Origin of the sequence: Flavobacterium sp. (assembly GCF_044368625.1) — a bacterium.
Lineage (GTDB): Bacteria > Bacteroidota > Bacteroidia > Flavobacteriales > Flavobacteriaceae > Flavobacterium.
The window spans coordinates 1-11,525 of the sequence record NZ_JBIPPD010000097.1 but is presented as its reverse complement, the minus strand read 5'-3'; the positions used below and the strand labels follow the sequence as shown (position 1 = coordinate 11,525).

Sequence of the window (11,525 nt, the reverse complement as noted above, 5' to 3'; positions counted from 1 at the left end):
ACCGCAATTAGAATTCAGTTCTGACTTATTTTCAGCATAAAGTTGAAATATTGACCTGTTTATAGGCAGTTACAATGCTTATTTCTAAAATCGTCAAAACTTTCGGATAGCAATGATATCTTTTCTAAAATCGGAAATATTTGTAACAATCATTATACACTATTTTGTAGATATATATGTACACTATTTGGTGTTTTATTTTATGTCGGAAAATTTTTCCATCGCAAATTCGTCTTTACAATCACATAATTGACATTTTTTTTCCATAAAAAGTTTTCAAAACTGGTTAAGTTTTCGAAACAAAAAAAAGCTTCGAAATTTTACTTCCGAAGCTTTTTAAATAAATATTATTCCACTTCTAGTTCCCTTTCCCGATTGCTATTTTGCATTGGAGAGGGTTGGGATTGTTTACCAAATTTTCACTCTTTTTTCCGCGTCGATGTACATGCCATCGGTGCTTTTGATGTCGAAAGCTTTATAAAAAGCGTCCACATTTTGCAACGGAACGTAAGCCCGATACATTCCTGGAGAATGCGGATCAGTTTTTACTTGATTTTTGATGGCTTCGTCACGGGCTTTGGTGCGCCAAATGGTTGCCCACGAAATAAAGAAACGTTGTTCAGGCGTGAATCCGTCAATCAATGGCTGGTTTGGATTTTCTTTCAAGTACAATTGCAGTCCATCGTAAGCCGCATTTACTCCACCTAAATCACCGATGTTTTCGCCCAAAGTGAATTTTCCATCCACATATATTCCAGGCAAGGGCTGCAACGCACTGTATTGATCAGCCAATGATCCTCCGAGACCGGTAAACAATTGCAAATCTTCGTCCGACCACCAGTTGATCAAATTCCCATCGGCATTGTAAAGTGAACCTGAATCGTCAAAACCATGTGAAATTTCGTGTCCAATTACAGCTCCAATTCCACCATAATTTACGGCTTCATCGGCTTGGTAATTGTAAAAAGGCGGTTGCAAAATTGCTGCTGGAAATACAATTTCGTTATATGATGGATTGTAGTAGGCATTCACCGTTTGTGGCGACATGAACCATTCGTCTTTGTCTACAGGTTTGTTCAAATCCTCTATGTTTTTTTTAAAGGACCATCGTGCGATTGCTTCACTATTTGAAAAATAAGTTCCGCCTTCTTCAGGCATTTTGATAGTCAATGCCGAATAATCTTTCCACTTATCTGGATATCCGATTTTCACTCTTGATTTATGCAATTTTTCAATCGCAGCCACTTTCGTCGCTTTTTTCATCCAAGGCAAATTGTTGATTCGGTTTTCAAATGCCAAAAATACGTTTTTAATCATTTTCTCCGCTTTGGCTTTGGCTTCAGCCGGAAACTTTTTCTCGACATATAATTTTCCTAAGGCTTCTCCCGTAGCACCATTCACTACTTGCAAAGCACGTTCGTCGCGTGGTCTTTGCTTGATTGCTCCAGTCAAGGTTTTCCCGTAGAAATCGAAATTGGCAACTTCAATATCGGTTGACAATTGCGAGGCCGAAGAGCGTAAAAGCGACCATTTCATATATGCTTTCCAAACGTCCACCTTGTTTTCTTTAAACATGGTTTCTAAAGCGACCATGTATTTGGGTTGAGATACAATTACGGAGTCTATATCTTTCAAACCTACACCCGTTAAATACGTATTCCAATTGATAGAAGGCATCAATTTTTGCAAATCAGAAACGGTCATTGGATTGTAGGTTTTTCGATCGTCCCGACGTTCTACACGATCCAATCTTGGAGCCGATAGTGCAGTTTCAAATGCCATAATTTTTGCAGCATCGGATTTGGCTTGGGCTGCATTTTGACCCAAAAAGCCCAACATTCTAGCTACGTGTGCGGTATATTTTTCTCTTTTTTCTTTAGAATCCGCATCTTCAGAAAGATAGTAATCACGATCTGGCAACCCTACTGAACCTACACCAAGATAAACCACATTTCGATTACTGTTTTTGGCATCGGCTTCAACGCCTACGCCAAAAAATCCCAAGCCGCCAATGGGTTCCATTTCAATCAATAAAGCTTGTAATTCTTTTACATTTTTTATTTTATCAATTTTTGTTAAATAAGGTTTCAGTGGGCTGACTCCTTGTTTGTTTCGGGTAACGGTGTCCAAGATGGTTCGGTATAATCCAACCGCTTTTCCTTGATCGGTTTTGGAAGTGTAGGCGGGATTTTTAGAAGCCTCTTTTAAAATTAACAACGCATCTTTGTCGGTATTTTGACGCAATTCGTCAAAACTTCCCCAACGAGTTCGGTCGCTTGGAATTTCGGTTTTTTTCAACCAATCGCCGTTTACATAATTAAAAAAGTCATCTTGTGGTCGAACGGTTTTGTCCATCAAGGTAACGTCAATTCCGGGCGTTTTTGTAGGTTTTGTCTGTCCGTTCATAGTGGTAATCCCTGCTAAAACGGGGAGTACATAGAGTAATTTTTTACTAAAGTAGTAGTTCATTGAATTCAGATTTTTAATAGTTTTTCAAAAATATCGTTTTCATTTCACAAAAAGGCTATTTTATGATTTAGATAACAATTGTGATTGGAAAATAACTTGCAGGATTGTGTATTTTTGTTTTAAATTTTTAAGATGCTTAAAATGCTCAAAAAATACAAAACTTTTTTATTTGCTTTCCTGATTTTTTCAGTCATTAGCATCGCGTTATTTATGAACGCATTGACGCCAGAAAAGCGTTTGCCTATTATGAATCCTGCCGATGTCAACCCCGAATTGGTTGATTCTACGGTGCAACATGTGAGTAAATACCACACCATCGCTGATTTTGCATTTACCAATCAAAACGGAAAAATTATAACGCAAAAAGATTACGAAGGTAAAATTTATGTTGCCGATTTTTTCTTTACCACTTGTCAAACCATTTGCCCCAAAATGACTTCGAATATGGTTGAAATTCAAAACGCTTTTTTGAACAATCCAAAAGTGATGTTGCTTTCGCATTCGGTTTTACCTGATATTGACAGTGTTTCTGTTTTAAAAAAATATGCAATTGAAAAGGGCGTTGTGGATGCCAAGTGGAATCTGGTTACCGGCGATAAAAAAGAAATTTACGGGATCGCTCGTAAATCCTATTTGGCTGTAAAAACCGGAAGTCCAACGGAGTTGTATGATATGGTGCATACTGAAAATTTTATTTTAGTAGATGAAAAACGACGCGTCCGTGGTTTTTATGACGGTACCAAAACCGAAGACATCAACCGACTAATTGAAGATGTAAAATGGTTGTCTGAAAATAAAAATTAACGTGTTATTAGTATTTTAATTTGTACTTTCGCAATCTAAACTTAATCTAAATAAGGTTTGCAAAAGTCTATCGCACAACTTCGCATCGGAGAACACGCCGTAATTACTGACTTTGACAGTAATGTTATTCCGCTTAAATTGATTGAAATGGGTTGTTTGCCCGGGAATTCTGTTATTTTAATTCAAAAAGCACCTTTGGGAGATCCTTTGTTTTTAAACATCAACGACAGTCTTCTGGCCATTCGATTAGAAATGGCGAAAGATATATTTATTGAAACAACAGAAGCATAAATCAGTATGTCTAGCCAAAATATAAAAGTTGCACTAATCGGAAATCCCAATACGGGAAAAACCTCTGTTTTTAATTTACTTACGGGTTTGCACCAACAAGTAGGGAACTATCCGGGAATAACGGTCGAAAAAAAATTAGGGATTTGTAACTTACCTTTAGATTTTAAGGCAACTATTTTAGATTTACCTGGAACTTACAGTTTGAATGCGAGTTCACTAGACGAAAATGTGGTTATCGAACTTTTGCTCAACAAGAATGATACCCTGTATCCAGATGTGGCAGTTGTGGTTACCGATGTAGAAAATTTAAAACGAAACTTACTCCTTTTTACCCAAATAAAGGATTTAGAAATTCCTACGATTTTAGTCATCAATATGGCCGATCGGATGGAAGTAAAAGGAATCACGCTTGATATTCCGTTCTTGGAACAACAACTCAAGACCCGAATTGCGCTAGTAAGCTCCAGAAAAAACATTGGAATTGACAATCTTAAAATGATGATTGTTGAATACGGTTCGCTTTCAATAGCGCCTTGTTTAAACGCATCGAGCATCGATGTTCCTTATTTTGAAAGTTTACGAAATGCGTTTCCAAACCAATCTCTGTATAAATTATGGTTGGTTATAACACAAGATGCTAACTTTTCGAAGGTAGATAAAAAGGTTATAGAAACGCATAATTTTGCTAAATCAAATTCCGAATTGAAGCGCTTGCAACAAAAAGAAACCATCAAAAGGTATCAGTTTATTAATGATGTCTTGAAAGTAGGAAAAGTTGTAAATGCAGATAATGCAATTGATTTTCATAGCAAATTAGATCGTGTTTTGACCCACAAAATATGGGGGTATGTAATATTTTTTAGTATTCTACTTTTGATTTTTCAATCTATTTTTGACTGGTCAAGCATCCCGATGGATTTTATTGACGCCACTTTTGCCAATTTTAGCAGTTGGACGGCACAACACTTACCTGCAGGTGTATTGACCGATTTAATTTCGCAAGGAATCATTCCTGGAATCGGCGGCATCGTGATTTTCATACCCCAAATTGCATTTCTCTTTTTGTTCATTTCCATTTTAGAAGAAAGCGGCTACATGAGTCGGGTGGTTTTTTTGATGGATAAAATTATGCGAAGATTTGGATTGAGTGGTAAAAGTGTGGTGCCATTAATTTCTGGAACCGCTTGTGCTATACCTGCTATTATGGCCACGAGAAACATCGAAAACTGGAAAGAACGATTGATAACAATTCTCGTAACCCCGTTCACTACTTGCTCTGCTAGATTACCCGTTTACACTATCTTAATTGCTTTAGTTATTCCTAAAACACGTGTTTTTGGCATTTTTAATGCACAAGGTTTAACCTTGATGTTGCTTTATTTACTAGGCTTTGCAACAGCAATATTTGCGGCATATATTTTAAATAAGATTTTAAAAATCAAAGGGAAAACGTTTTTTGTAATCGAAATGCCCAATTATAAGGTTCCTATTTTTAAGAATGTAGCTATTAATGTGTTGGAAAAAACCAAAGCTTTTGTTGCAGGAGCGGGAAAAATAATTTTAGCGATTTCAATTATTTTATGGTTTTTGGCCTCTTACGGTCCGGGAACTACTTTTTCGGAAGCTGAAAATATTGTAAAAAACAATCCAAAATTTGAAAATTACAGCAGTGAAGCACTCAATTCTGAAATTAATTCGTATAAACTAGAAAATTCCTATATCGGGATTATGGGTCACGCCATCGAACCGGCCATCAGACCATTGGGTTACGATTGGAAAATCGGTATTGCTTTAATTACTTCATTTGCCGCTAGAGAAGTTTTTGTTGGAACGCTAGCAACAATTTACAGCGTGGGCGATACAGCTAACGAAGAGCCAATTAAAAACAAAATGGCTTCCGAAGTACATCCCGAAACCGGTAAAAAAGTTTTTGATTTGCCTACTGGAATCTCACTTTTGTTATTTTATGCTTTTGCGATGCAATGTGCCAGTACTTTGGCGATTACAAAAAAGGAAACCAACACCTGGAAATGGCCAGTCATTCAACTCTTTTTTATGAGTGGTTTGGCTTATGCTGTGGCATTATTGGCTTATCAAATCCTTAAATAACGAATCGCTTTTTTATTTCAAAACTTCAAAAAATTTGTTTATTTATATTTTGTCTAAATAAATTTTATTTCTTAGTTTTGCACAATAGAATTAATCTAAATAAGAAATGAAAAACCTGCCGTTTGTTTTTTTGTCCCTCCTTTTTTTTAACATAAGTACCGCTCAAGATAATTTTGAGAACGATTTTAATGATACCATCAAGAAATTAGCACCTGTTGTTATTGTTGCAAAACAGCAAAGCCCAGAACGAATGCCAGAAATTAAAGAAAATGTTCTTTTTTCGGGTAAAAAAAATGAGGTGTTACGACTTTCTAATATTAATGGAAATTTTACCACTAACAACGCTCGAGAAATTTTTGCGCGAGTTCCAGGTGTTACCATCTGGGAAAACGAAGGTTCAGGAATTCAAATCAACGTGGGCGTTCGAGGGTTAAGTCCGAATAGGAGTTGGGAGTTGAATACCCGTCAGAACGGATACGATATCTCTTCCGATGTTTTTGGTTATCCCGAGGCCTATTACAATCCACCTTTGGAAGCTGTGGAAACTATCGAATTGGTTCGAGGGGGCTCGTCGTTGCAATTTGGACCTCAATTTGGCGGCACTTTGAATTATGTTCTAAAAAGAGAAACCAAAAAGAAATTTTCTTTTGAAACGCAAAATACCGTAGGAAGTTACGGCTTGATGAGTAGCTTCAACGCAATTGGTGGTAGTTTTAAAAAGTTTTCTTACTACGTCTATAATCATTCCCGTAGTGCGGATGGTTGGAGAGAAAACAGTGCATATACGGTAAGAAATACCCACGCTTTTGTGGAATATCGGTTTACTGAAAACACAAAACTTTCGGCAGAATATACCAATATGGATTACCAAATGCAGCAAGCTGGCGGTTTAACCGACGAACAATTTAAAGCCAACCCAAGACAATCTTTACGGGAACGAAACTGGTTTGGAACCCCTTGGAATGTTTTTTCTGTAAATTTTGACACCAAAATCAGTAAAACATTCACATCAAACACCAAGCTTTTCGGACTTGTAGGCGAACGAAATAGTATCGGTTTTACAGCTACGCCAAATGTGGTGGATGCCATTAATCCTGCTACAAATGACTATGCTAATAGACGTGTTGATCGCGATTTTTACGAAAATTTTGGAATAGAAAACCGAAATATCTATAAATACAAACTTGGAAAAATAACCAATAATCTTGCTTTTGGTGTGCGTTTGTACAAAGCCAACACGCAACGCCTTCAAGATGATCGTGGCACAACAGGTTCCGATTTTGATTTGTCAATTGATGGACGATACGTTCGTGATTTAAACTTTACAACAGACAACGTAGCCGTTTTTGCAGAAAATCAATTTAAAGTAACCGAAAAATTTAGCGTAACGCCAGGTGTTCGTTATGAATACATTCAAAATTCGGGCGATGGCCGATTTGGAATTAGTAACGGAAATGATGTTGCAATGCCCAACAAAACCATTTCAAGAAGTCAACCGCTTTTTGGACTGGGATTGGAATATAAATTTAGAACGACCAATATTTACGCCAATATTACCCAAGCGTTTAGACCTGTATTGTTTTCGGATTTTACGCCTCCAGCGGTTACGGATGTTATTGACCCAGACCTTAAAGATGCAAGCGGTTTTAATGCCGATATTGGTTACAGAGGAACGGTTAACAACTATTTAAACTTTGATTTTAGTTTGTTTTATTTGAGCTACAATAACAGAATTGGCGGCATCAGACAATTTGTAAACAACGACCCCACTCAAGGAACTTTTCTTTTTAGAACCAATCTTGGGGAAACCGTAAATAAAGGAATAGAAGGATTTGGAAATTTAAATATTACAAAACTTTTTAACGTTGAAAAGCCCTACGGAAATCTTGATTTCTTTGCATCGGTAAGTTTTATCGACAGCCGTTATACTGATTTTAGAATTTTCAATACTTCAGGATCAGCACCAGATGTAACCATAACAGAAACCAACTTGTCGGGAAATAGAGTCGAAAATGCGCCAAGATACATTCATAATTTTGGACTTTCTTGGAGTAATACCAATATATCGGCTACGGCACAATACAGAATGGCGGGGAGAATTTTTACGGATGCCAACAACACAGTAACGCCTTCTGCCAATGGTGTGACAGGACTTTTAGATGAATACCGTGTTTTTGATTTATCGACCGAATATAAATTCTTAAAAAATTATAACATTCGAGCGGGAGTAAACAATTTATTGGACGAAAACTACGCCACAAGAAGAGCTGGAGGATATCCAGGACCAGGAATCTTGCCTGGTGAAGGAAGAACATTCTACATCTCGATTGGTGCTAAACTTTAACCTAAAAAGGTGCTCTATTTTTAGAGCACCTTTACCTATTTTATGATGACTTTTCAAGAAATAATAGCTTTCATTATTCTATTTGCAGCCGTTTTTTTTCTGGCAAGAAAATTCTTTTGGAAAAAGAAAAAAGCAAAAAATTGCGGCACAGATGATTGCGGTTGCCATTAACCCAAAGCTACATCCAGCGTCATCATCACGACAAAACCTCCAATAAATCCAAGCGTTGCAATATCGGTATTTTTATCTTGTTGCGTTTCGGGAATCACTTCTTCTACTACCACAAAAATCATTGCTCCAGCAGCAAAAGCCAAAGCATAAGGCAAAATGGGTGTAAAAAAAGATACTGCAACCGCTCCAATCACTGCAGCAACAGGCTCAACTAATGCCGAAGATTGTCCGTACATAAAACTTTTCCAACGGCTCATTCCCATTCTTCGCAAGGGCATTGAAACCGCAATTCCTTCAGGAAAATTCTGGATACCGATTCCAATGGCCAAAGTTACCGCTCCGGCAATGGAAGCCTCGGGAATTCCAGCAGCAACGCCACCAAACAACACACCAACAGCCAAACCTTCTGGAATGTTGTGAAGTGTGATGGCCAAAACCAATAAAGTCGTTCGTTGCCAAGGCGATTTTACCCCTTCGGTTTCCTTGAAATTGATATGAAGATGCGGCAAAACTTTATCCAAACCAAACAAAAAAACCGCTCCCATTATAAAACCTACCGCTGCCGGAATTACTTTTACAAATCCTTCACCTTCACTCATTTCTATGGCGGGTGCCAAAAGACTCCAGTAACTTGCCGCAACCATAACGCCACCCGTAAAACCCAGCATTCCATCAAGCACTGCCCTGTTCATATTTTTAAAAAAGAATACAAATGAAGCGCCAAAAGCGGTTAGACCCCAGGTGAAAACGGTGGCCAGGAATGCGGCCAAAATAGGGTCGATGTTTTCGAAATAGTCAATAATTTGTTCGAACATATTATATGGTTTTTACGTAAAGATTACATGCAATCTTATTGGAAATAGTCATCCCGTTTCCGTCTACCGAAACGATTAAGGAGGCGTCGAAACACTCTTTTTCTATAATTTCGATCATTGAACCCAAAGCAATTTGTTGTTTGTCGAGGTATTTCAAGAAATCCGATGATGAATCTTTTACACCCACACAAATGGTTTTTTCTCCAATTTCCATTTCGGAAAGTAAATGTTTTTCCATCTTTTTGATTTCTCCTTTGGCATTCGGAATTGGATCTCCGTGCGGATCTTCGGTTGGATTTCCAAGAAAATCATCCAGTTTGTTGATGAGTTTTTCCGATTTAATGTGTTCCAATTGTTCGGCCACATCATGGACTTCATCCCAAGAAAAATGCAGCTTTTCCACTAAAAAAACTTCCCAAAGGCGGTGTTTTCGTACAATCATTTTCGCCGCTAATTTCCCATTTATAGTCAACGAAACGCCTTGGTATTTTTTGTAATCCACCAAATCTTTTTCCGCCAGTTTCTTTAGCATATCAGTAACCGAAGAAGCTTTGGTTTCCATTTTTTCGGCAATAGCATTGGTACTCACCCCAGCATTTAAACTTGTTGTGAGATGGTAAATGGTTTTAAGGTAATTTTCTTCTGAAAAAGTCATCCAATTTTTTATTCAAAGCTACACATTTTTTGAATATGAAAAATTAATTTTTAGTTTAATCTAAAAAATTAGATGCAGTTTGGACATAATCCTGATATAGTAAAATTAATTTCTTTGATTTGATAATTTTTTGGCATTGTAAACGAAGGTTTTACATCTTCTAAACAAGTTACCAACTGACATTTTTGGCAACTAAAATGGACATGATTGTGCGAATGTGTACCATGACATTGCGAACAATTTGCATATTTTATAGTCCCTTCAAGGTTTACAATTTTGTGAATTAAATCTTCATTTACCAAACGGTCCAGCACTCTGTAAATCGTTACTCGGTCGCAAATTCCATCAGTAAGTGTTTGAATTTCAGCGTGCGAAAGAGCAACTTTAGATTGTGTAATGAGATTTAAAATAACGGATTTTGCGGTAGTATTTCTTGTAGTTTTCATTTTGTTTTAAAAAATAACGCAACAATGTTGCAATAAAGTAAATTTCATCTATATTTGCAACAAAATTGCGTTAACAAAAGTAATCAAATGAATGTAAAATCAAAGAAAATTAATGATGTTTTAGGTATTTCAAGTGCCTCACTTTGTTTAATACATTGTTTGGTTTTTCCGCTTATAACTATTTTGCCTTTAGGAATAGCACACAATCATTGGATTGATTTATTTTTTGTGTGCATTGGGCTTTATGCATTGATAGGAATTGTCAAATCCAATTCGCCATTTGCCATAAAAATAGTCTTAACGGCATCGATGTTTTTAATTATTGGAAGCCTTATCTATACTTTAATGACCGAACGACATACTATTTTATTGTATCTCGGAGGTATAGGTATGATTGTCGGACATCTTTTAAATTTCAGAAATCACAAACACTAAATTATAATGAATAAATTACCTGCTACAATTTTATCAGGTTTTCTTGGTGCTGGAAAAACCACTTTACTCAATCATATTCTGCATAACAAAGAAGGCTTAAAAGTCGCTGTGATTGTCAACGACATGAGTGAAGTAAATATAGATGCTAATTTGGTAAAAGCCGAAAATACTTTGTCTAGAACCGAAGAAAAATTAGTCGAAATGAGTAACGGTTGCATTTGTTGCACTTTGCGTGAAGATTTAATGCTTGAGGTCGAAAAACTAGCCAAAGAAAATCGGTTTGATTATTTACTAATTGAAAGTACCGGAATTTCTGAACCTATTCCCGTTGCGCAAACGTTCAGTTTTGTAAACGAAGAGGAAAATATCGATTTATCGCGTTTTAGCTATATCGATACGATGGTTACGGTAGTCGATGCTTTTAACTTTTTTAAAGATTTTGGTAGTGCCGAAACGTTGAAAGATATAAAAGCTTCCGATATAGAAAATGACGAAAGAACTATTGTAAACCTTTTGGTTGACCAAATAGAATTTGCCAACGTCATTGTTTTAAACAAAACCGATTTAGTTACTAAAACTGAATTGGATTTACTTGAAGCATCAATAAAAAAATTAAATCCCGTTGCCAATATCATCCGAACCGAAATGGGTAGAATTCAACCAAAAGAAATTATCAATACCCGTCTTTTTAACTATGAAGAAGCCGAAGTTGCTGCCGGTTGGATACAAGAACTAGAAGGGATTCACACTCCCGAAACCGAAGAATATGGCATCACTTCGTTTGTTTTTAGAGATCATCGGCCTTTTCATCCACAGCGATTTTTGGAATTTATTTCTAATTTTCCACCAACTGTAATCAGAAGTAAAGGACTTTTTTGGCTTGCATCCAGACCCGATCAAGCACTAAACTGGTCTCAAGCGGGTGGCTCAATAAAATCAGAAGGTGCGGGAGTTTGGTGGGCAAGTATGCCTTTTTCTGAACGTAT

Annotated in this window: 11 protein-coding genes; 7 read left to right on the top strand and 4 right to left on the bottom strand. The window is 36.8% G+C overall.

All coding sequences use genetic code 11. The annotated features are described in order from the left end of the window. Positions 1 to 408 precede the first annotated feature (408 nt). Positions 409 to 2,469, bottom strand: coding sequence for a M13 family metallopeptidase (locus tag ACIQ2X_RS08885; RefSeq protein ID WP_396178574.1), 2,061 nt, complete (start codon positions 2,467 to 2,469; stop codon positions 409 to 411). Between the two features lie 132 nt (positions 2,470 to 2,601). On the opposite strand from ACIQ2X_RS08885, the gene ACIQ2X_RS08880 reads away from it, so the two are divergent. The 5 genes from ACIQ2X_RS08880 (at position 2,602) to ACIQ2X_RS08860 (ending at position 8,188) form a co-directional block, all read left to right on the top strand. Further along, positions 2,602 to 3,273: an SCO family protein gene (locus ACIQ2X_RS08880; protein ID WP_396178573.1), complete on the top strand. Its 672-nt coding sequence runs from the start codon at positions 2,602 to 2,604 to the stop codon at positions 3,271 to 3,273. A 57-nt stretch (positions 3,274 to 3,330) separates the two neighbouring features. Next, positions 3,331 to 3,564 carry a ferrous iron transport protein A gene (locus ACIQ2X_RS08875; RefSeq protein ID WP_396178572.1) on the top strand — a complete coding sequence of 78 codons (234 nt, stop codon included), beginning with the start codon at positions 3,331 to 3,333 and terminating at the stop codon, positions 3,562 to 3,564. A 6-nt stretch (positions 3,565 to 3,570) separates the two neighbouring features. After that, positions 3,571 to 5,673, top strand: a complete 2,103-nt coding sequence (feoB, locus tag ACIQ2X_RS08870; RefSeq protein WP_396178571.1) for a ferrous iron transport protein B — start codon at positions 3,571 to 3,573, stop codon at positions 5,671 to 5,673. A gap of 106 nt (positions 5,674 to 5,779) precedes the next feature. Continuing rightward, positions 5,780 to 8,017, top strand: a complete 2,238-nt coding sequence (locus ACIQ2X_RS08865) for a TonB-dependent receptor family protein (RefSeq protein ID WP_396178570.1) — start codon at positions 5,780 to 5,782, stop codon at positions 8,015 to 8,017. A gap of 42 nt (positions 8,018 to 8,059) precedes the next feature. Continuing rightward, a complete protein-coding gene (locus ACIQ2X_RS08860) occupies positions 8,060 to 8,188 on the top strand; it encodes a FeoB-associated Cys-rich membrane protein (RefSeq protein WP_396178569.1) in 129 nt (42 codons plus the stop codon). Here ACIQ2X_RS08860 and ACIQ2X_RS08855 read toward each other — a convergent pair. The 3 genes from ACIQ2X_RS08855 to ACIQ2X_RS08845 form a co-directional block, all read right to left on the bottom strand. Further along, positions 8,185 to 9,003, bottom strand: coding sequence for a ZIP family metal transporter (locus ACIQ2X_RS08855; protein WP_396178568.1), 819 nt, complete (start codon positions 9,001 to 9,003; stop codon positions 8,185 to 8,187). The genes ACIQ2X_RS08860 and ACIQ2X_RS08855 overlap by 4 nt on opposite strands. Before the next feature lies 1 nt (position 9,004). Then, complete coding sequence (locus tag ACIQ2X_RS08850) at positions 9,005 to 9,658, bottom strand: metal-dependent transcriptional regulator (protein WP_396178567.1); 654 nt, start codon at positions 9,656 to 9,658, stop codon at positions 9,005 to 9,007. A 68-nt stretch (positions 9,659 to 9,726) separates the two neighbouring features. Beyond that, complete coding sequence (locus ACIQ2X_RS08845) at positions 9,727 to 10,104, bottom strand: Fur family transcriptional regulator (protein ID WP_396178566.1); 378 nt, start codon at positions 10,102 to 10,104, stop codon at positions 9,727 to 9,729. An 87-nt stretch (positions 10,105 to 10,191) separates the two neighbouring features. Here ACIQ2X_RS08845 and ACIQ2X_RS08840 point away from each other — a divergent pair, with 87 nt between their 5' ends. Together ACIQ2X_RS08840 and ACIQ2X_RS08835 are read left to right on the top strand one after the other, a co-directional pair. Then, complete coding sequence (locus ACIQ2X_RS08840; protein WP_396178565.1) at positions 10,192 to 10,539, top strand: MerC domain-containing protein; 348 nt, start codon at positions 10,192 to 10,194, stop codon at positions 10,537 to 10,539. 6 nt (positions 10,540 to 10,545) lie between these two features. Further along, positions 10,546 to 11,525, top strand: a 980-nt coding sequence (locus tag ACIQ2X_RS08835) for a GTP-binding protein (protein WP_396178564.1), incomplete at its 3' end; no start/stop codon positions are given.